At 42.2% G+C, this 237-nt stretch carries 1 protein-coding gene; it reads right to left on the minus strand.

Features of this window, described 5'->3' with window-relative positions:
- Nucleotides 1-47 precede the first annotated feature (47 nt).
- On the minus strand, nt 48-237 hold a 190-nt coding region (locus FDW88_RS22610), incomplete at its 5' end, for a hypothetical protein (RefSeq protein ID WP_212732612.1).

A 237-nucleotide genomic window follows, 5' to 3' on the forward strand; every position in this document is an offset into this window, starting at 1 on the left:
TCCTTAATTGTAATCGCGCTCACGGCGCTACTATGGTGATAATGGGATCACTTGCCCTTGTTAAGATTGGTTGCCTCTTTATTCAGAACATTGAGGATGTATTCTGTAACTGTCACTCTTTGATTTCTCGCCTCCTTAAATAAGGCCTGGAACGTATCATCAGGAATGTGTAAGCAAGTGCGCGGTTCTTTCTTCGAATTTATAATGTCGCTCATGTGGTTTTCTCCTTCTGGCTTA

The organism is Citrobacter sp. wls829, assembly GCF_005280825.1.
Lineage (GTDB): Bacteria > Pseudomonadota > Gammaproteobacteria > Enterobacterales > Enterobacteriaceae > Citrobacter > Citrobacter gillenii.